Source organism: Agrobacterium sp. LR_9, assembly GCF_041954855.1.
In the GTDB taxonomy this organism is placed as follows: Bacteria; Pseudomonadota; Alphaproteobacteria; order Rhizobiales; family Rhizobiaceae; genus Agrobacterium; species Agrobacterium leguminum.
This window is the reverse complement of record NZ_JAVAYA010000001.1, coordinates 449,211-470,875: the sequence shown is the minus strand read 5'-3', so window position 1 is coordinate 470,875 and position 21,665 is coordinate 449,211. Positions and strand designations below refer to the sequence as shown.

At 60.2% G+C, this 21,665-nt stretch carries 18 protein-coding genes; 10 read left to right on the top strand and 8 right to left on the bottom strand.

Features of this window, described 5'->3' with window-relative positions; all coding sequences use genetic code 11:
• Positions 1–17: 17 nt before the first annotated feature.
• Positions 18–1,682, top strand: coding sequence for an iron ABC transporter permease (locus RAC79_RS02325; protein WP_162934024.1), 1,665 nt, complete (start codon positions 18–20; stop codon positions 1,680–1,682).
• 310 nt (positions 1,683–1,992) lie between these two features.
• Here the strand turns inward: RAC79_RS02325 and RAC79_RS02320 are convergent, their stop codons facing one another.
• From RAC79_RS02320 to RAC79_RS02300, 5 genes are all read right to left on the bottom strand, one after another.
• The gene (locus RAC79_RS02320) at positions 1,993–2,805 is read right to left on the bottom strand and encodes an ABC transporter permease (protein WP_065654420.1); all 813 of its coding nucleotides are present in this window, start codon (positions 2,803–2,805) and stop codon (positions 1,993–1,995) included.
• A 4-nt stretch (positions 2,806–2,809) separates the two neighbouring features.
• Positions 2,810–3,718 carry an ABC transporter permease subunit gene (locus tag RAC79_RS02315; RefSeq protein ID WP_080817796.1) on the bottom strand — a complete coding sequence of 303 codons (909 nt, stop codon included), beginning with the start codon at positions 3,716–3,718 and terminating at the stop codon, positions 2,810–2,812.
• Between the two features lie 11 nt (positions 3,719–3,729).
• Positions 3,730–4,887: an ABC transporter ATP-binding protein gene (locus tag RAC79_RS02310; protein ID WP_065654422.1), complete on the bottom strand. Its 1,158-nt coding sequence runs from the start codon at positions 4,885–4,887 to the stop codon at positions 3,730–3,732.
• A 165-nt stretch (positions 4,888–5,052) separates the two neighbouring features.
• Positions 5,053–6,150: a polyamine ABC transporter substrate-binding protein gene (locus tag RAC79_RS02305; RefSeq protein WP_078051237.1), complete on the bottom strand. Its 1,098-nt coding sequence runs from the start codon at positions 6,148–6,150 to the stop codon at positions 5,053–5,055.
• Positions 6,151–6,302: 152 nt separating this feature from the next.
• On the bottom strand, positions 6,303–7,718 hold the full coding sequence (locus RAC79_RS02300) for a short-chain fatty acyl-CoA regulator family protein (RefSeq protein WP_174038807.1): 1,416 nt from the start codon (positions 7,716–7,718) through the stop codon (positions 6,303–6,305).
• A 257-nt stretch (positions 7,719–7,975) separates the two neighbouring features.
• Between RAC79_RS02300 and aceA the strand changes: the two genes are divergently transcribed.
• Positions 7,976–9,265 carry an isocitrate lyase gene (aceA, locus tag RAC79_RS02295; protein WP_004432607.1) on the top strand — a complete coding sequence of 430 codons (1,290 nt, stop codon included), beginning with the start codon at positions 7,976–7,978 and terminating at the stop codon, positions 9,263–9,265.
• Positions 9,266–9,349: 84 nt separating this feature from the next.
• On the top strand, positions 9,350–9,607 hold the full coding sequence (locus tag RAC79_RS02290) for a hypothetical protein (protein WP_003493954.1): 258 nt from the start codon (positions 9,350–9,352) through the stop codon (positions 9,605–9,607).
• Between the two features lie 13 nt (positions 9,608–9,620).
• Here the strand turns inward: RAC79_RS02290 and RAC79_RS02285 are convergent, their stop codons facing one another.
• The gene (locus RAC79_RS02285; protein ID WP_142844017.1) at positions 9,621–10,493 is read right to left on the bottom strand and encodes a LysR family transcriptional regulator; all 873 of its coding nucleotides are present in this window, start codon (positions 10,491–10,493) and stop codon (positions 9,621–9,623) included.
• 85 nt (positions 10,494–10,578) lie between these two features.
• Between RAC79_RS02285 and RAC79_RS02280 the strand changes: the two genes are divergently transcribed.
• Entirely contained in the window at positions 10,579–10,926 is a 348-nt protein-coding gene (locus tag RAC79_RS02280; protein ID WP_065654426.1) for a hypothetical protein, read from the top strand.
• Positions 10,927–11,234: 308 nt separating this feature from the next.
• On the opposite strand, the gene RAC79_RS02275 is transcribed toward RAC79_RS02280, so the two are convergent.
• On the bottom strand, positions 11,235–12,419 hold the full coding sequence (locus RAC79_RS02275; RefSeq protein WP_142844018.1) for an NAD(P)/FAD-dependent oxidoreductase: 1,185 nt from the start codon (positions 12,417–12,419) through the stop codon (positions 11,235–11,237).
• Positions 12,420–12,542: 123 nt separating this feature from the next.
• Between RAC79_RS02275 and RAC79_RS02270 the strand changes: the two genes are divergently transcribed.
• From RAC79_RS02270 to RAC79_RS02245, 6 genes are all read left to right on the top strand, one after another.
• Positions 12,543–13,979: a glutamine synthetase family protein gene (locus RAC79_RS02270; RefSeq protein ID WP_035260676.1), complete on the top strand. Its 1,437-nt coding sequence runs from the start codon at positions 12,543–12,545 to the stop codon at positions 13,977–13,979.
• Positions 13,980–13,993: 14 nt separating this feature from the next.
• Complete coding sequence (locus tag RAC79_RS02265) at positions 13,994–15,280, top strand: FAD-binding oxidoreductase (RefSeq protein WP_142844019.1); 1,287 nt, start codon at positions 13,994–13,996, stop codon at positions 15,278–15,280.
• Positions 15,281–15,416: 136 nt separating this feature from the next.
• Positions 15,417–16,892: a glucose-6-phosphate dehydrogenase gene (zwf, locus tag RAC79_RS02260; RefSeq protein ID WP_065654429.1), complete on the top strand. Its 1,476-nt coding sequence runs from the start codon at positions 15,417–15,419 to the stop codon at positions 16,890–16,892.
• A 10-nt stretch (positions 16,893–16,902) separates the two neighbouring features.
• Positions 16,903–17,601 (top strand): 6-phosphogluconolactonase, encoded by a 699-nt coding sequence (pgl, locus tag RAC79_RS02255; protein WP_142844020.1) that lies wholly within the window; start codon positions 16,903–16,905, stop codon positions 17,599–17,601.
• Between the two features lie 128 nt (positions 17,602–17,729).
• Positions 17,730–19,550 (top strand): phosphogluconate dehydratase, encoded by a 1,821-nt coding sequence (gene edd, locus RAC79_RS02250; protein WP_174038806.1) that lies wholly within the window; start codon positions 17,730–17,732, stop codon positions 19,548–19,550.
• Positions 19,551–19,766: 216 nt separating this feature from the next.
• On the top strand, positions 19,767–21,131 hold the full coding sequence (locus RAC79_RS02245; protein ID WP_142844021.1) for a metallophosphoesterase: 1,365 nt from the start codon (positions 19,767–19,769) through the stop codon (positions 21,129–21,131).
• Between the two features lie 21 nt (positions 21,132–21,152).
• On the opposite strand, the gene RAC79_RS02240 is transcribed toward RAC79_RS02245, so the two are convergent.
• On the bottom strand, positions 21,153–21,509 hold the full coding sequence (locus RAC79_RS02240) for a hypothetical protein (protein WP_035236048.1): 357 nt from the start codon (positions 21,507–21,509) through the stop codon (positions 21,153–21,155).
• Positions 21,510–21,665: the final 156 nt, after the last annotated feature.

The window sequence follows — 21,665 nt, the reverse complement described above, 5'->3', positions numbered from 1 at the left end:
CACGACAGTAGACTGGCATGTCCATGACGGTTTCCCTTCCGGCAACAAGACGCTTCTCGGTGTTGCCCATCACGGCGGTCATCGTCGCGGCCATTGCCGCCATGCCCATTCTGGCAATTTTCTGGCTGGCGCTGACCGGCAGCACGGAAGGATGGCAGCATCTTCTCGCCAATGTCCTGCCGCGCGCCGGGTTTCGCACCTTCCTGCTCCTGGGGATGACGGCCGCGACGACGGCTTTCTTCGGCATCGTCTGCGCCTGGCTTGTCACCACATTCGAATTTCCGCTGAGGCGGTTATTGTCCGCGACGCTCGTGCTGCCGCTCGCCATCCCCTCCTATCTCGCCGCCTATGCGTTCGGCGAGTTTCTCGACTTTACCGGCCCGGTGCAAAGCGCGTTGCGCGCCGCTTTCGGTTATCACAGCATCCGCGATTACTGGTTTCCAGACATACGCTCGCTCGGCGGTGCGGTGATCGTTCTCAGTTCGGTCCTCTATCCTTACGTTTATCTCTCGGCCCGCGCCGCCTTTTCCATGCAGGGACGGTTTGCGGCCGAAGCGGCCCGCACGCTCGGCGCAAAACCGCTGAACGTGTTTTTCTCCGTGCAATTGCCGATGGCCCGGCCGGCCATCGCCATCGGGCTTTCTCTGGTCCTGATGGAAACGCTGAACGATATCGGCGCGGTTGAATATCTCGGCGTCCAGACGCTGACCTTCACCATCTACGAAACCTGGCTCAATCGCGGCAATCTCGCCAATGCGACGCAGATCGCCGCCGTCATCCTCGTCATCGTCGGTGCGCTGATCGTCATCGAACGCAATGCCCGTGAAAAACAGCGCTTCGGCGCGCCGAAAGCGACAAGCATGGCGCAGCGTCACCGGCTGAAGGCGCTCACCGGCTGGCGGCGGTGGGGTGCAAGCCTTTTCTGCTTCGTTCCCGTGGCGAGCGGCTTTTTCATTCCCGTCATCGTGCTGGGCGGTTACGCCGCGAGGAGGCTCGATGCGCTGTTTGCGCCGAAGCTTCTGAAAGCACTCGGACACAGTCTCGAAGTCTCGCTTTCCGCCGCCTTCGTGACGCTGATTGCCGCTTTCGTGTTTTCCTATGCCATCCGCACCGAGCGCTCGCGCACCTCGAAGGTGGCCGCCCGCTTCGGCTCCATGGGATATGGCGTGCCGGGAACCGTGCTCGCCATCGGGGTGCTCATTCCGCTGGCCAGTCTCGACAATGGCGTCGATGGCTTCATCCGCGCACATTTCGGCTTTTCCACCGGGCTGCTGCTCTCCGGCACCGCCTTCGCCATCATTTACGCCCATGCCGTGCGCTTCATGACCATGGCGGAAGGCACGCTCGATGCTGGTTTCCAGAAGCTTTCGCCGCATATCGACATGGCCTCGCGGACGCTTGGGCGCAACCGGGCGCAGACGCTGTTCAAGGTGCTGTTGCCGAACATGCGGCCCGCGGCGCTGACGGCTTTTCTTCTCGTCCTGATCGAATCCATGAAGGAATTGCCGGCCACCATCCTGCTTCGGCCTTTCGGTTTCAACACGCTGGCCACGCTGGTTTATGAGGATGCATCGCGCTCAAGGGTGCAGGATGCGGCCGTGCCGGCGATCATCATCATCATTGCCGGGCTTATTCCCGTGCTGCTCGTCTCGAAATCGATGGATCATCCAGAAAACCGCTGAGTGGCACGGGCCTTTGCGGCAAAAAGAAAGGCGGCCTTACGGCCGCCTGGATAAGTTGTGCTTTTCAACGAGAGAAAGGGGGACAATCTCGCCAGATGGAAATTATCAGTCCCGGCTATCAAAAATTTGACGGCCCTGCGTTGGGTTTACTTTCCGCCAACTCCTATTAACAAGCGGTTAAAACCAAAATCGATCAATTACCGACGAAAATTCCTATTCTGAGACCGTAAAGCGCCGAAACTAAATTAACAGTTTCTACTTTTCTCGCGATTTCAACAGTAACGCGTAAAAATCAACGCGGGATATTCGATCAGTTCCGTGCCGCCGCATGTTCGTCCCGCATCCGCTGCAATTCGGTGCGTTTGGAAGCGATGGAGGCGACGATCACGCCGATGGTGACAAGCCCGATCAGGATCGTGCAGATGGCGTTGATTTCCGGCGTCACACCAAGGCGAACCTGCGAATAGATCTTGATCGGCAGCGTGGTTGCACCGGGGCCGGTGGCGAAGCTGGCGATCACCAGATCGTCCAGCGAAAGGGTGAAGGCCAGCATCCAGCCGGCAATGACCGCGGGGAAGATGAGCGGCAGGGTGATGCGAAAGAAGGTTTTGACCGGCGGGCAGCCGAGATCGAGCGCGGCTTCCTCGAGACTGCGATCAAAGGTCAGGAGCCGGGACTGCACGACGATCGCCACGTAACACATGGTGAAAGTCGTATGGGCGATGACCACCGTCCAGAAACCGCGATCCACCCCGACGGCCACGAAGAGCAGCAGCAGCGACAGGCCGGTGATGACTTCCGGCATGACGAGCGGCGCATAGATCATGCCGGAAAACAGCACCCGGCCCGGAAATCGCGCGAACCGCGTCAGCGACAGCGCCGCCAGCGTTCCGAGGATGGTGCCGATGGTGGCGCTGAGGATACCGACACGCAACGTTACCCAGGCCGCATCCATCAGCCCCTCGTTCGACCACATGGAGCGGTACCATTGCAGCGAGAAACCGCCCCAGACGGTGACGAGCTTCGAGGCGTTGAAGGAATAAACGATCAGGATGATGATCGGGATATAAAGAAAGGCAAAACCGAGGGTGAGGACGGTGATGTCGAATTTTCCGCGCTTCATGGTCTCACCCCACCTTCTTCTGCTGGTTCTGGAAGATGGCGATGGGTACCACCAGCAACAACAGCAGCAACACGGCGACGGCGGATGCCAGGGGCCAGTCGCGGTTGCCGAAGAATTCCGTCCACAGCGTCTTGCCGATCATCAGCGTCTGGGCGCCGCCAAGCAGATCGGGGATGACGAATTCCCCTGTTATCGGAATAAAGCAGATCATCGAGCCGGCCACGACGCCCGGCAGCGACAGCGGGAAGGTGATCTTCCAGAAGGCCTTCCATGGCGGGCAGCCGAGATCGGCGGCCGCTTCCAGCAGCGTATTGTCGAGCTTTTCCAGCGCCGAATAGAGCGGCAGCACCATGAAGGGCAGATAGGAATAAACGATGCCGATGAAGATCGCCGTCTCGGTGCGGAAGATATTGACCTGCTGGTCCGGCCCGAGAAGACCGAGCCATTGGAACAGCACCGTCAGCAGGCCTTCTGGCTTCAGAATGCCGATCCAGGCGTAAACGCGGATCAGGAACGAGGTCCAGAACGGCAGGATCACCAGCATCACCAGTGTCGGGCGAATGGAAGAGGGCGCGCGCGCCATGGCGAGCGCCATGGGATAACCGATCAGCAAAAGCAGAAAGGTGGAGATGAAGGCGATGCGCAGCGATGATAGATAGGCGTCGATGTAAAGCGGGTCTTCCGTCAGGAAGAGGTAGTTTTCAAAATCCAGTTCGGAGAAGAAGGCGCCGAGTTTCGAAAACCCTTCGAAGACCGGCGTATAGGGCGGCATGGAGATCGCCGTATCCGACAGCGAGATTTTGAAGATGATGAAAAACGGTGCTGCAAAGAATAACAGCAGCCAGAAATAGGGAACCGCGACGACCAGCCAGCGCCAGGGGCTTTGCCGGTTTTCAGGAGTGGTGATCGCCATGAAAGCCTCCCTCAGCGTGTCAGGACAAGACCTGAATCCGGTTTCCAGTTCAGCCACACCATATCGCCGAAGGTGATCGGGCGGTCGACGAGACGCGAGACATTCGCCTGCGCGGCGCGAATGACGCGGCCATCGGCAAGCTTGACGATGAAGACGGAGAAGTCGCCGAGATAGCCGATATCCCAGACCTCGCCATAGGCGGAATTGATGCTGCTATCGGCGGGCTGATCGAGCGAGATGCGGACCTTTTCCGGGCGGATGGCGAAAGCCACCTGGCTGCCGGTTGCAGCGGCGCATTCCTGCTCCACCGCCACCTTCAGCCCTTCGCAATCCAGCGTCACCAGACCCGGTTTGCCGATATCGGAAGCATTGGCGACGACATTGGCGTCGAAAATATTGATATCGCCGATGAAATCCGCCACGTAGCGGCTGTTCGGCGCTTCGTAAATCTCGGCCGGCGTCGCCACCTGCACGACATTGCCCTTGTCCATCACCGCAATCCGGTCCGAGACCGTCATCGCCTCTTCCTGATCGTGGGTGACGATGAGGAAGGTGAGACCGAGATTGGTCTGGATGTCCATCAGTTCGAATTGCGTTTCCTCACGCAGCTTCTTGTCGAGCGCGCCGAGCGGCTCATCGAGAAGAAGCACCTTCGGCCGCTTGGCAAGCGACCGGGCGAGCGCCACGCGCTGCCGCTGGCCGCCGGAAAGCTGGCTGGGCTTGCGTTTGGCGAACTCACTGAGTTTGACCAGCCGCAGCATTTCCTCGACGCGCGAGGCGATTTCCGCTTTTGGCAGGCCGTCCTGTTCGAGACCGAAGGCGATGTTTTTTTCCACCGACATATGCGGGAAAAGCGCGTAGGACTGGAACATCATGTTGGTGGGGCGCTTATAGGGCGGCACGCCGGAAATATCCTTGCCCTGCAGCAGGATGCGGCCTTCGGTCGGTTCCTCGAAACCGGCCAGCATGCGCATCAGCGTGGTCTTGCCGCAGCCGGAGGGACCGAGCAGCGAGAAGAATTCGCGTTCATAGATATCGAGCGTCAGATTGTTGACGGCGACGAAATCGCCAAAACGTTTGGTGACGTTTTCAAAGCGGATGAAGGGCACCGCATCGGGATTGTCCCAAGGGCTAAATTTGCGTTTGACCGGCCCCAGAGTTTTCGCCATTCACCCTACCCTCAAATCCCGTTGGTCGTGTAGATTTGAGCATCGGATTTTCCGACTTTCGGTCCGATGCTTTGAGGCGGGCAGCGCCGGCAGGTAACGGAACCTGCCGGCAAAGGATCAGAGAAACAGGCCCGCCGGCCGTTCCTCAACCAGCGGGCGGAAGTGTCAGCTGCCGGTCTTTATCTGCGTCCAGACGCGGTTCAGGACGCGCTGTTCCTTCGGTCCGTAGGGCGAGATGGTGAAGAGCTTCTTCAGCGTCTCGGCATCGGGATAAACCGCCGGGTTCTTGGCGACGGCCTCATCCATCAGCGCCTGCGAGGCGAGGTTGCCATTCGCATACTGAACATAATTGGAAGCCTTGGCGATGACTTCCGGCCGCATCAGATAATTGATGAAGGCGTGGGCTTCCTCGACATTCTTGGCATCCGCCGGGATGGCAAGGTTGTCGAACCACATATAGGTGCCTTCCTTCGGAATGACGTAGTTCACCTCGACGCCGTTCTTGGCTTCCTCGGCGCGGCTTTTCGCCTGCAGGATATCGCCGGACCAGCCGATGGTGATGCAGCTGTCGCCGTTCGCCAGCTCATCGATGTAGGCGGAGGAGTTGAAGGTCTTCACATAGGGGCGAATCTTCATGTAGACGTCGCCGCCCGCCTCGAGATCGGCGGTTTCCTTGCTATCCGGATTCTTGCCGAGATAGTTCATGGCGATGGCGAAGGTCTCGTCCGACGCATCGAGAATATTGATGCCGCAGGATTTCAGCTTTTCGGCATTTTCCGGCTTGAAGAGAATATCCCAGCTATCGACCGGAACATCGCCAAGCGCCGCCTTCACCTTGGCGACATTATAGCCGATGCCGGTGGTGCCCCACATGTAGTTCACGGCATATTCGTTGCCGGGATCGTATTTGGCCAGACGCTCGGAAACCTCGGGCCACATGTTCTTCAGATTCGGCAACTTGGACTTGTCGAGTTTCTGGAACACGCCGGCATTGATCTGGCGGGCGAGGAAGGGCCCGGTCGGCACCACGACATCATAACCGGAGCTGCCGGCCAGAAGCTTGGTTTCCACAAGCTCGTTGCTGTCGAAAACGTCATAGACGACCTTGATGCCGGTTTCCTTGGTGAAATCGGCAAGGATCGATTCGTCGATATAATCCGACCAGTTATAGACGTGGACGACCTTCTCCTGGGCCATTGCCGAGCCTGCTGCAACGAGCGCGGTGGTGAGAGCCAAGGTCAGGCGGAGAGAACGGTTTTTCATGATGTCTCCTGTTAACGCATCCTCACGATGGGAGCGTGATCCCCTTTTTTGGGAGAGACTAGAAAGGAAAACAAAAGGGAGCAAGCGGGAAATGTGCAGCACAGCATTTTCAACCAAATGTGTTCCGGCCGGGAAAAAGCGAATGGAAACACCTACTGGAAGTCGAAAACACTGAGACCGGTGACCATTTCATCGAGCCCCAGCGGTCGCGTCAGCGGCGCTTCCGCCCGCGACAGACAGCCCTGCCTTTCGCACAGCCGGCACGAAGGCCCGACGGCGACGGGCGCGGCACCCGAAGCGGCCGGGCCATAGACGGTCTCTCCGGCCTGGGCGAGATCGCAGCCGAGAAGCACGGCGGTACGCCTCACCCTTTCGCCGAAACCCGCCTGAGGACCTTCCAGCGTGCGCGACACTGTGAGAAACGCGTCGCCATCCGGCATCTCCACCGCTTCCACCAGCACCTGTCCCGGCTGGGCGAAAGCGGCATGGATGTTGAGACGCGGACAGAGGCCGCCAAAACGCGCCCTTGGAAAACCGCCGGCCCCCGCAAGGCGGAAACGGTTGCCGGCATTATCGATCTCCATCAGGAAAAACGGGATCGCCGCGGCTGACGGCCGCTGCAGGCTGACAAGGCGGTTGGCTGCCTGTTCGAAAGAAACGTTGAAGCGCGACCGCAAAACCTCGAGATCGTATTTCGCCCGCTGGGAGGCGCTCAGGAATGCGCCATAGGGCATCATCAACGCATGGGCGGCGTAGCGCGCCAGTTCGAAGCGGGCGATGCGCCTCGCCTCCTCCCCTTTCAGGCCAAGCCCTTCGAGCTCCGTGCCGATTTCTTCGCGAAGCGCCAGGAGACAGGTCTCCATGGCCATTTCCCGCAATTGGTCCGGCTGCGACAGGCGTTCGGATAAAAACAGCCGCATGGAGTGGCGGTCATAACGCCGCCTGAGATTCGGCATGGCATGAACCGGCAGGGTGCGGACCACGATGCCGTGGTTTTTCTGAAGCCATGCACGAAGGCCGGAGGCGAGATCGTCGCCCGCCGACAGGTGTTTGTGGAGTTCTTCCGCCGCCGCATCGATGGCATGGAAATAAGCCGGCCGGTTTTCAAAGACGTGGCGCACCTCGTCGATCGGCAGGCGGGTGGAGGAGAGCGCCGTCTCGTGCCCCTCCCGCGCCAGAAGATCGGAGAGGTCGGAAAGGCGCTGTGCCTGCTCCCTATAGGCCCGGTAAAGCTTGAGGACACCGCTTGCCGCATTGGGCGCGGCATCGGCAACCTCGATCAGTTCCTGCGGTGATGGCACCTCACCCGCCAGCAGCGGATCGGCGAAGACCTCACGCAGCTGCCCGGCGGAACCGGCGCTTTCGCCCTGCAGGTCATCCAGATCGACCTTGTAGACGGAGGCAAGCTTCAAAAGCAGCTGCACCGTCAGCGGCCGCTGGTTGCGCTCTATGAGATTGAGATAGGACGGCGAAATCGCCAGCGCCTCGGCCATGGCCGTCTGCGTCAGCGCCAGACCATTGCGAATGCGACGCACGCGCGGGCCTGCAAAAATCTTGTTTTCCGACACCGCCTCACCTCCCCGTGCCTGCGAACTCATACAAAGCTGTTACAAACTCTGCGGGCGAAAGACTTTTACCAAATTTACAATTTTACAGCCCCCGCCTGTCACGCACACTACAGGATAACCTCTTTCAAGTCACTGTTTTTATGTTTGTTCTGGCACTCAAATCTCGAAAAATGTAAATGTAGTCACATCAAACGGCGCCATATGATGTTGAAAGACGGCCCGTTACGGAAACCGCATTTATCATGGGAGAGAGAAGTATGACGGATTTTTACAAGCTTGTTCCGGGCGCACCGCAGGGACGTTTCGACGGCATCGAGCGCACCTACACTGCCGCCGACGTGGAGCGGCTGCGCGGCTCCGTCGACATCCGCCATTCGCTGGCCGAGATGGGCGCGAACCGGCTATGGAAGTTGATCAACGAGGAGAATTTCGTCAATGCGCTTGGCGCGCTTTCCGGCAACCAGGCCATGCAGATGGTTCGCGCCGGGCTGAAGGCGATCTATCTCTCGGGCTGGCAGGTTGCTGCGGATGCCAATACGGCGTCGGCCATGTATCCGGACCAGTCGCTTTACCCTGCCAATGCCGCACCGGAGCTTGCAAAGCGTATCAACCGCACCCTGCAGCGCGCCGACCAGATCGAGACGGCGGAAGGCAAGGGCCTTTCGGTCGACACCTGGTTCGCGCCGATCGTTGCCGATGCGGAGGCCGGTTTCGGCGGACCGCTCAACGCCTTCGAGATCATGAAAGCCTTTATCGAGGCAGGTGCTGCGGGTGTTCACTATGAAGACCAGCTGGCATCGGAAAAGAAATGCGGCCATCTCGGCGGCAAGGTTCTGATCCCGACGGCGGCGCATATCCGTAACCTGACGGCGGCGCGGCTTGCGGCCGATGTCATGGGTGTGCCGACTCTGGTTATCGCCCGCACGGATGCGGAGGCCGCGAAGCTCCTGACCTCCGATATCGACGAGCGCGACCGTCCCTTCGTGGATTACGATGCCGGCCGCACCGTCGAGGGTTTCTATCAGGTCAAGAACGGTCTTGAGCCCTGCATCGCCCGCGCCGTTGCCTATGCGCCCTATTGCGACCTGATCTGGTGCGAAACCTCCAAGCCGGATCTCGAACAGGCGCGCAGGTTTGCGGAAGGCGTGCACAAGGTGCATCCGGGCAAGAAGCTCGCCTACAATTGCTCGCCGTCGTTCAACTGGAAAAAGAACCTCGATGACGCGACGATTGCCAAGTTCCAGCGCGAGCTGGGCGCGATGGGCTACAAGTTCCAGTTCATCACGCTTGCCGGTTTCCACCAGCTGAATTTCGGCATGTTCGAACTGGCACGCGGCTACAAGGATCGGCAGATGGCGGCCTATTCCGAGCTTCAGGAAGCGGAATTCGCAGCCGAGGCCAATGGTTACACCGCCACCAAGCACCAGCGAGAAGTCGGCACCGGCTATTTCGACGCCGTGTCTCTGGCGATTTCCGGCGGCACGTCTTCCACGACAGCCATGAAGGAATCCACCGAGCACGACCAGTTCCGCCCGGCGGCCGAATAAAATCGAGAAACTGCCCTTCCCGGTGACGGGAAGGGCTTGCAAACCGGATCAAGAACCCCAACCAATAATGAGAGGAGAAATGCCATGAATGCCCATAACCCCATCAAGACCCACGTCAAGGAACGCGCCGAGGAGCAGTCCTCCGCCATGACGCAGGATCAGCAGGCCGCCATCCGCATGCTGGCCAACGATCTGCACCGCCTCAACCAGGCCGTCATGAAAGCCGTCGAGGCCGGCGTTTCCGTCGAGCTGGTCCGCTCGGCCCGCCACCATGGCGGCGGCGGCAACTGGGGCGATCTGCTTATCCCCGTCATCGTCGCACAGGGAAGTGCCGCCGCCTGAAACGGCCTTCTTTCTATGCCGGGCGGCTCTTGCGCCCGGCATAGAGATCGGAATGGCTCTTGATCAGACGGGTCATCCGATCCGCCACCGTCCTGATATCGCGGCGGTGGCGATCGTCATTGTTCATGACGATCCATTGATTGTGGCGAAGCCTCTCCAGCTCTTCGCCTTCCCGAGCGAGCCGCGCATCCGCATCACCCACGAAACAGGGAAGCACCGCGACCCCCGCCCCGGCCAGCACCAGATCGAGAAGCGCCGTCGGACGGTTCACCGTTACCACGATCCCGTTGTTACGATTTTCATGGGGCCAGCGCAGATAGGTTGAAATGGCGTTTTCCTCCGCCACCGCCAGCCAACGGTCGGCGACGGAAACGGCGGCGTTGCGCAGCCTGTAGGGCGCATAGGCCACCTCCCCCGTCCGGATGGCGGCAAGGTTCTTTTCCTGTGGTTCGAAAGCGCGAATGCCGATATCGTTTTCGCGATGGGCCAGAGACGCCCTCTGTTCGGCAATGAAAAGGTCGATGCGGAAATCGTCGCGGTCGGTGCAGATGGCGGAGAAATTTCCGGTCAGCAGCCAGGCGTTCCAGGTGCCGACGGCAATGCGCACGACAGACGAGGCCGACGACGCCTTCTGCCATCCCTCGATGTCCCTCGCCGCATTCTCCATCGCCTGAAGCCGGTCGAACAGCGTGCGGCCGTCTGCCGTCAGGGCGTATCCCGTCTGGCTGCGCTGGAACAGCGCCTTGCCGATACGCCCCTCCAGCTCGACCATGCGTCGTCCCACCGTCGCGGGGCTCAAGCCCGTCAGTGACGCAGCACCCGTCAGGCCGCCGCTGCGTGACACATCGAGGAAAAGCTGATAGGAATCCCAAGTGACGTTTTTCATGGGTGAAAAACGTAGCGCATTTTTTTGCGCAGATAAATCAAAAAACGGCGTGCATCATGGCCCTCCGCATTAGAAGGAGAGCGACATGCACGCGATTTTTGCAGCACGGGCCATCATCGAAAACCAGCAGCCGCGCACACGGCGCGAAGCCATTTTGCAGGAAGAGAAATTTTATGCCGATATGGCGCAGGCATCTCGGCCGTGGCGGCTTTTCAGCGCGCTTATAAGCCGGGTGAAGGCGAAGAGCCGCGGATCAGTGAAAGAGAGCGACCAGGGCTGCCAGAGCACCGGCGGCGATGAGGCTCAGGCGAAAGGCCAGCTGACGGCTCTCGTTGTCAGTGCGGGCGATGGCAATGGCGCGAGGGCGGCGATGTGCAGATCTGTTCATGCGCGGGTTCCTGACGAAAAACTCAACCGACCCATGCCCTGTTGAGGGCCTCCAGCATGACATCATGTGCAGCGGGATCAGTGATCCGGCTTTGCTGGCATTTGGTCAGGATGACTCCGGGCCCGTTAACAGGTTGTTAAAAAGGGCGAAGAGGGACAATAAACTCAGCCAGCAAGTTTGGCGAGCAGGCTCATCATACTCCGTCACCCCGGACTAGGTCCGGGGTCCAGCCGACGCACGTCTGTGCGGCGAGAGTAGTCTTTTCAGCCCAAAGACTTGGGCTGACTGGATACCGGCTCAAGGCCGGTATGACGGAGGAGAAAGTTGCGAACTTACTCCATGGCCAGAGACAGTCACGCGAATTCGCCTGCCGCCTGCCCAGACGCCCAGGCCCACTGGAAATTATAGCCGCCCAGCCAGCCAGTCACATCCACGCATTCGCCGATGAAATAGAGGTTGGCCAGGGATTTCGCCGCCATGCTGCGGGAATCGAGGCCAGTCGTATCAACACCGCCAAGCGTGACTTCCGCCGTGCGATAGCCTTCGGAGCCGGCGGGCTTGATCTGCCAGTCCTGCACCTCATTCGCTAACGTCGTCAGAGCCTTGTCGGACATATCGGCAAGATTGCCGGTGAGGCCTGATTTTTCGACCACATGTTGGGCCAGCCGTTTCGGCAGGATTTCCGCAAGAGCCGTTTGGGCCGACTGTCGGCCGTTCTTCTGCTTCGCTTCCTTTAGCAAGGCGACTATATCGCGCGCCGGTTCCAGCTTGAGGCGGATCGTATCGCCCTCACGCCAGTAGGAGGAGATTTGCAGGATGGAAGGGCCGCTCAAACCGCGATGGGTAAAGAGCAGCGCTTCCTCAAAAGAGGTCTTGCCGTGGAAAACTTCTGCCGGGACCGCGACGCCGGCAAGCGGGCTCAGCTTTTCCAGCGAGCCGGGATCAAGCGTCAGCGGCACGAGGCCCGGACGGGTCTCGATGAGCTTGAGGCCGAACTGTTCGGCGATCTGATAGGCAAAACCGGTCGCGCCCATTTTCGGGATCGACTTGCCGCCCGTCGCCACAATGAGGCTTTCCGCTTCGATGACGCCGGCGGATGTCGTAACGCGAAAACGGGCGCCATCATGGGTGACGGCCGAGACTGACGTTTCGAGCCGCAGCTTTGCATTCACCGCCTGCATTTCGGCAAGCAGCATGCGAATGATGTCCTTGGCGCTGTCATCGCAAAAGAGCTGGCCGAGCGTTTTTTCATGCCAGGCGATGCGGTGTTTTTCGACAAGGGCGATGAAATCGCGCGGCGTATAACGGGCGAGCGCGGATTTGGCGAAATGCGGGTTGGTGGAGAGATAATTCTTCGGCCCGGCATGGATATTGGTGAAGTTGCAGCGACCGCCACCGGAGATGCGGATCTTTTCGCCCGGCGCTTTCGCATGGTCGAGAATGACGACGGAGCGGCCTCGCTGGCCGGCGCGGATGGCGCACATCATGCCCGCGGCGCCCGCCCCTAAAATCAGCACGTCACATTTCTCTGTCATCATTCCATCCGATCCGTTTCCTTTCCTCTTTTCGAAGTGCCGCCCGTTGTCAATGGCGCTTTCCCCCTCGCCAATTGCCAAACTACGGTTATGATGGCGCCAGTCGAAACACAGACCCGGTGATACATGCCCGCCAAGAAAACCATGCTCCGCCCGAAGAAACAGGCAACCATGGCAAAGACACCTCCCCTCGACCTTTCCTCCCCCCGTGGCGTTTCCTCCTGGCGCGAAGCCGCGCAATGGCTGCGGGCGCGCGGGATAGAAGACATAGAATGCATCACGCCCGACCTTGCCGGCGTTCCGCGCGGCAAGATGATGCCGACGGCGAAGTTCACGGGCGATACCTCGCTTGCCCTGCCATCCGCGCTCTACCGCCATACAATTTCCGGCGAATATCCCGATGAGACCGCGAATTTCCGTTACGAGCCGCGCGACAGCGACCTGAAGCTGGTGCCAGATCTTTCCACCCTCTCCGTGGTGCCCTGGGAAACGGACCCGACCGCGCAGGTGATCTGCGACGTGGTGGATGCGGAAGGCAATTTCGTACCCTACACGCCGCGCAACGTGCTGAAGAATGTGCTTTCGCTCTATACCGAAAAGGGCTGGAAGCCGGTCGTGGCGCCGGAAATCGAGTTCTACCTCGTCGCCATGAATGACGACCCGGATTATCCGTTGCATCCGCCGAAGGGCCGCTCCGGCCGTTCCATCGTCGGCGGGCAGAGCTATTCCATCGCCGGCATCAACGAATTCGACGAGCTGATCGACGACATCTACCATTTCTCCGAAAAACAGGGCCTCGAGATCGATACGCTGATCCATGAGGAAGGTCCGGCGCAGCTGGAGATCAACCTGCGCCATGGCGACCCGATCGAGCTTGCCGACCAGGTGTTCCTGTTCAAGCGCACCATCCGCGAAGCGGCGCTTAAACACGGCATCTACGCCACCTTCATGGCCAAGCCCATGCAGGGCCAGCCGGGTTCGGCCATGCACATCCACCAGTCGGTGGTGGAGATCGACAGCGGCCGCAATATCTTTTCCAATGCCGATGGCAGCCCTTCGAAAGAATTCTTCTCTTTCGTCGGCGGCATGCAGCGTTATGTTCCGAATGCGCTCGTCATGCTGGCGCCCTATGTGAATTCCTATCGCCGCCTGACGCCCGACATGGCCTGCCCGGTCAACAATGCCTGGGGTTACGACAACCGCACGACCGCCTTCCGCGTGCCGATTTCCGGCCCGCAGGCGCGGCGTGTCGAAAACCGCCTGCCGAGTTCGGACGCCAATCCCTATCTCGCGCTTGCCGCCTCGCTCGGCTGCGGCTGGCTCGGCATCGTCAACAATATCGAGCCGACCGAACCCACCGCCGATACGGCCAATGAAGGCTCCATCGAACTGCCGCGTGGTCTCCTGGAGGCCGTGGCGCTGCTGGAAGGCGAAGAGCAGTTCGACCGGGTATTCGGCCATGAATTCGTGGGCCTTTATGCCGGCCTGAAACGCGGGGAATTCGAGACCTTCATGCAGGTCATCAGCCCCTGGGAGCGGGAATTCCTGCTTCTCAACGTGTGAGGGGTTCTTAAAGCATGACATGGCAGAGCCCGATTGCGCCGGGACTATCCTGGTATCAGGCAACCGTCGGAGAGCGGCCGGACTATCCGGCTCTCGACGGGTCGAAGCAGGTTGATGTCGCGATCATTGGCGGTGGTTATACCGGCCTCCAGGCCGCGTGTAACCTCGCCGAAAATGGCATCTCGGTCGCCCTCATCGAGGCGCATCGTTTCGGCGATGGCGCTTCCGGCCGCAATGGCGGGCAATTCGGCACCGGCCAGCGTTCCTTCCCCGACGAGATGGAAGAAGAGATCGGCTTCGAGCAATCCAAGCTGCTGTTCGACATTGCCGAGGACGCCAAAAACTACCTGCGCGGCTTCGCCGTCAGCCGCGGCATCGACATGGAATATCTTCCCGGGCAGCTCTATGTGGCGCACAAGGCCGCTTACGAGGACGATTATCGCCGCAGTGTCGATGCGATGAATAATCGCTATGGCTATCCGCATATTTCCTACATGGAACGTGCAGAAGCACGCAAACGCGTCGGCTCCACCCATTATTTCGGCGGCACACGCGATACAGGCACCGGCCATATCCACCCGCTGAAGCTGCTGGTGGGGCTGGCAAAAGCGGCGAAAGATGCGGGTGCCGGCATTTACGAAATGACGCCTGCGAAATCCATCCGGCAAGTGGGCGGCAAGACGATCATCGAGACCCCTTTCGGCGCGATCACCGCGCCACGGGTGTTGATCGCGACCAATGCCTATATCGGCAATCTGGAACCGGTAACGGCAGCCCATATCATGCCGATCCGTTCCTTCATCGGCGCAACCGCACCGCTTGATGCCTATCCGGATATCATCCCCGGCAAAGAAGCGGTGGCCGATTCCCGTTTCGTGGTACGGTACTTTCGCAAGACGGCCGATAACCGGCTGCTGTTCGGCGGGCGTGAGGCCTATACGGCCGATACGCCGCGCGATATTTCCAGCCATATCCGCCGGCAGATCGCGGAAATCTATCCTGCGCTGAAAGATATAGAGATCAGCCATTCCTGGGGCGGCTCCGTCGGCATTACCCTGCCGCGCAAAGTCTTCGTGCGCGACGTCATGCCCGGCGTCACCTCCATCGGCGGTTATTCCGGCCACGGGGTGATGTTGTCGAATTATTGCGGCAAGCTTTATGCCGATCTGGTTCTCGGCAAAAAGGACATGCTGGCGCCCTTCGCGCAGCTGAAGGTGCCCTCTTTTCCCGGCGGGGCGTCGCTGCGCGCGCCGCTGCTTTTCCTCGCGCTCTCGTGGTACGCGTTGCGAGACAGGTTTTAGGCCAATGTTTACAGACTGTTGCCGGCGGCGGACGAGTTGGCGGAAGCAAAATTCATAATTTCACATAACTGAGTCTGGCATTTTTAAATCGATTAGATTATTGATGCCCCAACCTTTGAAGATCGAGAGAATCGATATGAGCAGTCAGATCATTCCTGTTGAACCTTTTGATTGTGTCGTTTTCGGCGGCACGGGCGATCTTGCCGAGCGCAAGCTTCTGCCGGCCCTTTATCACCGGCAGGTCGAAGGCCAGTTCACGGAGCCGACCCGCATCATCGGCGCGTCGCGTTCGGTCATGACCCACGAGGAATATCGCAAATTCGCGCAGGACGCGCTGAAGGAGCACCTGAAGGCCGGCGAATATGACGATGCGCAGGTCGCCACCTTCCTGAACAGGCTTTTCTACGTGCCAGTCGATGCCAAGGGCAATAATGGCTGGGACGTGCTGAAGAAGCTGCTGGACGAGGGCAAGGAGCGCGTGCGCGCCTTCTATCTGGCCGTCGCGCCCGGCATTTTCGGCGATATCGCCGACAAGATCCGCGAGCACAAGCTCATCACCCGCTCGACCCGCATCGTCGTTGAAAAGCCTATCGGCCGCGATCTCGCTTCCGCGCAGGAACTGAACGACACCATCGGCCACGTCTTCAAGGAAGAGCAGATCTTCCGTATCGACCACTATCTCGGCAAGGAGACGGTGCAGAACCTGATGGCGCTGCGTTTCGCCAATGCGCTTTATGAGCCGCTGTGGAATTCCGCCCACATCGACCATGTGCAGATCACCGTTGCCGAAGCGGTCGGCCTGGAAGGCCGCGCGGGTTATTATGACAAGGCCGGTGCGCTGCGCGACATGGTGCAGAACCATATCCTGCAGCTGCTTTGCCTTGTCGCCATGGAACCGCCGGCATCGATGAATGCCGAAGCCGTGCGTGACGAAAAGCTCAAGGTTCTGCGCTCGCTGAAGCCAATCGACACCAGCAACGTCGAAAAGCAGACGGTTCGCGGCCAGTATCGCGCCGGCGCTTCCGCCGGTGGCCCGGTCAAGGGCTATCTGGAAGAGCTGGAAGGTGGCGTTTCCAACACCGAAACCTTCGTCGCCATCAAGGCTGAAATCGCCAACTGGCGCTGGGCCGGCGTTCCTTTCTACATCCGCACGGGAAAACGCCTCGCGACCCGCGTTTCGGAAATCGTCGTCACCTTCAAGCAGATCCCGCATTCGATCTTCGACGATGCGGCCGGCAAGATCGAGGCCAACAAGCTGGTCATTCGCCTGCAGCCGGACGAAGGCGTCAAGCAGTCGCTCCTCATCAAGGACCCCGGCCCGGGCGGCATGCGCCTGCGTCAGGTCTCGCTGGACATGAGCTTCGCCGAAGCCTTCAACGTGCGCAGCCCGGATGCATATGAGCGGCTTTTGATGGACACCATCCGCTCCAACCAGACGCTGTTCATGCGCCGCGACGAAGTGGAAGCGGCGTGGGATTGGGTCGATCCCATTCTCAAGAGCTGGGAAGATCTGGGACAGGGCGTGCAGGGTTACACTGCCGGAACCTGGGGTCCGAGCGGCTCGATCGCACTGATCGAGCGTGACGGCCGCACCTGGCACGATGCCGATTGAGGGCCCGGCGATGAGCGAAACGATACACGTCTTCGACACCGCCGCCGAACTGGCAACCGCTCTTTCGGCAGAGGTTGCCAAACGCCTTGATGCGGCAACGAAGGATCGCGGTGCGGCAAGCATTGCCGTCTCCGGCGGTTCGACGCCCAAGCTGTTCTTTCAGGCGCTTTCCAAACACGATCTCGACTGGCCCAATATCAGCGTGACGCTGGTGGACGAACGTTTCGTGCCGCCGGAAAGCGACCGTTCGAACCATCGTCTCGTTGCCGAGAACCTTTTGCAGAATAAGGCGAAGTCGGCTTATTTCGTGCCGCTGTTCCAGCCGGCGGCCTCGCCGGAGGATGCCGCGACGCTTGCGACCGTCAAGACCGAGGCGATCTGCGACCCGTTCGATGTTGTCATTCTCGGCATGGGAACGGATGGCCATACGGCATCGTTCTTCCCCGGTGGAGACAATCTCTACGAAGCGCTCGATCTCGATGAACCGCGCGGCGTTCTGACCATGGCAGCGGAAAATGCCGGAGAAGAACGGTTGACCTTCAACTTCTCCAGCCTGCACGATGCCGGTTTTCTGGTGCTGCATATCGAAGGCGCTGCCAAGAAGGCGACGCTGGAGAAGGCACAGTCGGGCGAGGATGAGGATGAAATGCCGATCCGCGCCGTGCTGAACCGGGCAGAAACGCCCGTGGATATATACTGGGCGCCATAAGCCAAACGCCACCGCCGCGATTGCGGCCCGGCGACAAAGCGCCCCGAAGACATGAAGACTGAAACACGACAACCGGCCGTTCACCTCCCGGAACGCCGGTTGCCGACCAACGAACAGGATGAACGCCCATGTCCGCCGATTCCCGCATTCAGGCCATCACCGCCCGCATCGTCGAACGTTCCAAGCCCTACCGCGAGACCTATCTCGAGCGGCTGCGGCTGCAGGTCTCGAAAGGCGTTCACCGTTCCGTGCTTTCCTGCGGCAATCTCGCGCATGGATTTGCCGTCTGTTCCCCCGCCGACAAGGACATCCTTGCCGGCGACCGGGTTCCAAACCTCGGCATCATCACCGCCTATAACGACATGCTCTCGGCGCACCAGCCCTATGAGACCTTTCCGGCGATCATCCGCGATGCGGCCAAGGAAGCCGGCGGCATAGCGCAGGTGGCAGGCGCGGTTCCCGCCATGTGCGACGGCGTGACCCAGGGGCAGCCGGGCATGGAGCTTTCGCTGTTTTCCCGCGACGCCATCGCCATGGCGGCCGGCATCGGCCTATCGCACAACATGTTCGACGCCGCCGTCTATCTCGGCGTCTGCGACAAGATCGTGCCCGGCCTCGTCATCGCAGCCCTCGCCTTCGGCCATCTGCCCGCCGTCTTCGTTCCCGCCGGCCCGATGACATCCGGCCTGCCGAACGACGAGAAGTCGCGCGTGCGCCAGCTTTATGCCGAAGGCAAAGTCGGCCGCGCCGAGCTTCTGGAAGCGGAATCGAAATCCTATCACGGCCCCGGCACCTGCACCTTCTACGGCACCGCCAATTCCAACCAGATGCTGATGGAAATCATGGGCTTCCATATGCCCGGTTCCTCCTTCATCAATCCCGGCACGCCGCTGCGCGATGCGCTGACGCGCGAGGCAACGAAGCGGGCGCTGGCGATTACCGCGCAGGGCAATGAATTCACCCCGGCGGGCGAGATGATCGATGAAAGATCCGTCGTCAACGGCGTCGTCGGCCTGCATGCGACGGGCGGTTCCACCAACCATACCATGCATCTGATCGCCATGGCGCGCGCCGCCGGTATCATCCTCACCTGGCAGGATATTTCCGATCTTTCCGACATCGTGCCGCTGCTCGCCCGCGTTTATCCCAACGGTCTTGCCGATGTGAACCACTTCCATGCCGCCGGCGGCATGGGCTTCCTCATCAAGCAGCTTTTGAAACAGGGCTTCGTGCACGACGATGTGCGCACCGTCTTCGGACAGGGCCTCGAGGCTTACACCGTGGATGCCAAGCTTGACGAGAAGGGCGCGGTTGTCCGCCAGCCCTCCCCCGAGCAGAGCCACGACCCGAAGGTGCTTTCCAGCATCGAGACCCCGTTCCAGCCGACCGGCGGCCTGAAGATGCTGACCGGCAATCTCGGCAAATCGGTCATCAAGATTTCCGCCGTCAAGCCGGAACGCCATATCATCGAAGCACCGGCAATCGTGTTCCACGACCAGCAGGAGCTTCAGGACGCGTTCAAGGACGGCAAGCTCAACCGGGACTTCATCGCCGTCGTCCGTTTCCAGGGGCCGAAGGCCAATGGCATGCCGGAGCTGCACCGCCTGACACCACCGCTCGGTGTGCTGCAGGATCGCGGTTTCAAGGTGGCGCTGGTGACGGACGGGCGCATGTCCGGCGCTTCCGGCAAGGTGCCGGCCGCCATCCATGTCACGCCGGAAGCCTCCGATTGCGGCCCGATCTCGCTTATCCGCGACGGCGACATCATCCGTCTGGACGCAATCTCAGGCACGCTGGAAGTGCTGGTTTCCGCCGCCGAACTGGCGAAACGCGAACCGGCGCGGGCCGATCTTTCCGGCAATGAATGGGGCATGGGCCGCGAATTGTTCGCCCCCTTCCGCCGCAATGCCGGTCCGGCTGATCAGGGCGCCAGCGTTCTGTTCCATTGATTTTTGAAGGGCGAAGGCCGGATGCGGCTTTCGCCTTTCAACCCCACTTTGCGGCATCGCCTGAATGCACGCCTCATCGCCGAGAGCTGGTGCAGAAACCGCTTTATTTCCCATGTCTTAAACGTCAGACTTGTCATGCGGCTGTGATGATCGCCCGTTAGGGCCTTCTCAGCCGGCCGCGGGACGGCGGTATAGTTTCGGATGATGGGGCCTGACATGACGATATTCTCAAGCAAACGCCGCGATGTGCTGAAGCTCATGGCCGGCACCGCCCTGCTGCCGCTGATGGCGGCGGCAACGCCAGCGATGGCGCAGGACGTGGCGCTGCGTGCAATCGTCATCTCCGACCTGCATTCGGCCTATGAGCGTATCGGCCAGCTTCTCGCAGCCATCGAAACGCGCATCGCCGCCGACAAGGCGCCCCATATCGTCTTGCTGAACGGCGACCTTTTCGAAATCGGCAATGCGGTGGCCACACGGTCTGCCGGGGAAATCGAATGGACGTTCCTGGCGGCGCTCGCAAAGCTCGCCCCCACCGTCGTCAATATCGGCAATCATGAGCCCGATATCGACAACGATCTCGCCAATTTCGTAAGCCGCGCCCAGGCGCTCGGCATCACCGTGCTGTCCAACATCGTCGACAAGCGCAGCGGAAAGCCTTTTGCTCCTGGTAGCGCCGAAGTGAATGTCGGCGGACAGAGAGTCGTCGTTACGGGTCTCGCCACCAACGCGATCAACACCTATCCAAAGACGACGCGCGAGACGCTCGACATTCCGCAGCCGGTCGAATGGGCCAAGGCCAATCTTCCCGGCATCGTCAAGGCGGGTGCGATCAACATCGTTATGAGCCATGCCGGTGTCGTTGCCGACCGCGATATCCTGCCCCTGCTGCCGGACGGCACGTTGATGATCGGCGGCCATGACCACCTGAACTTCGTGCATGAACAGGGCGCGACCCGATATATTCACACCGGCTCCTGGTGCACCTCCATGACGATTGCGACCATTGCGACACCCGGCAAGGCGGCTGCCATGGAAACGGTCGCGATCGACCTCAATGCGCCTCCCTCCCCGGCTCTCAAAACGCTGATCGAGCAGACGCTCGAAAAGCACCTGACGGCGGAAGAGCGGGCCATCGTCGGTAAAAGCGCGAAGGCGATGAACGTCGATGAGGCGGGCCGCCATGTGGCGCAGCTCATCGCCGCAAAAACCGGCGCGGATGTCGGCTTCATTGCCCATACCTCGCTGGGCGCGGGCCTGCCTGATGGCGATATTCGCCGCTATGATTTTAATGCCTCGGTGCGTTTCGACGGCACGCTGATGGTGACGGAAGTGGATGGCGCGGCGCTTGCCCAAATCCTCAAGCGCTGCAACCAGCACGGCGACATTCCGCTCGCCGCGCGCACCGGCGATTATCTTTACGCCATGCCGGAAAAGCCCGAAACGAAACAGCGCTACAAACTCGTCTGCAACGACTGGTCCGCCATCAATCAGCAAAAATATTTCGGCCGCAGCGATCTTGCCTTCACGGAAGTGCCAGAGTTGAAGTTGAAGCAGACGGTTCTGGGTGGGCTCTCTTAAGCCCACTTCATCACATTGCCTTCAGAACGACCGGATATCGAGCTTCCGGTCTCTATGCGCCGGATGCGTGCTGAACACGAAAATGCGGTCCAGTTCCTTCTGCGTCAGCATGCGCAGGAAGCGGACGTGGATGGTGTTGTTGGCGTTGACGCGCAACATCACGCAGCCGATCTTGGTGATGCGGGCGTCGGGAATGTCGAGATAGAACTGGTTCGGCAGGTTATATTTCGTCAGCAGCGCCAGCACCGCTTCGGTCTGGGAGATGCGGATGACATCGCAGCGGCGCGCCGCCATGTGCATCACGGCCTTTTCGGTATATTCGATGCGCGCGGCGTTCATGGTATCTTCCATGCGAAACCGGCTTTCGCGGTCATACATGAAGGATTCTTCCTTGCTCAGGTAATGGTTCCTGATGACACCCGTACCGCTCTGCACGCCCAGACTCCCATGCTCGATCAATGGATTGAGACTAGGTCATAGTCTTTAACAATTCATATCAGCGCAGGCTTAAACAGACCGGAAGCGGGACATTTC